Below are 361 nucleotides of genomic sequence, written 5' to 3'. Positions count from 1 at the left end.
ATGGCACTATGCCACATGTATTTTATCTAGGTCTAGATGATGCTTTTATGAACGAAGTAAATGGTCAACCTATGCTATGGCAAGGTAAGGAGAAAGCAGAATGATTATTCGTGAGATCTTAGTAGAACCACAAGCTATCGCATGGCTACCTTGGGCGGTAAGTTACTTTTTCTTTATTGGCTTAGCCTGTTCATCGGTATTGATAGCATTCCTCTTTAATTTAGTTAAGAATTCATATGTTGAATTAATTGCTATTAGTTTAGCTATTGTTTGTGTAATTGTGGCTCCTGTAGCCTTAATTGCTGATTTACACCAACCAAGCCGTATTATAAATTTTTATTTGAATCCAACAATATGGTCT

1 protein-coding gene is annotated in these 361 nt (G+C 35.5%); it reads left to right on the top strand.

Going from position 1 to position 361, the window contains the following annotated elements; genetic code table 11:
• Positions 1-100 precede the first annotated feature (100 nt).
• Positions 101-361 (top strand): NrfD/PsrC family molybdoenzyme membrane anchor subunit (gene nrfD, locus EII42_RS12505; protein WP_199729904.1); only part of this gene is annotated, 261 nt, incomplete at its 3' end.

It is taken from the genome of Tessaracoccus sp. OH4464_COT-324 (assembly GCF_003932855.1).
In the GTDB taxonomy this organism is placed as follows: Bacteria; Actinomycetota; Actinomycetes; order Propionibacteriales; family Propionibacteriaceae; genus Arachnia.
The sequence above is the reverse complement of the archived record's forward strand: the minus strand, read 5'-3'. Positions and strand labels throughout refer to the sequence as shown.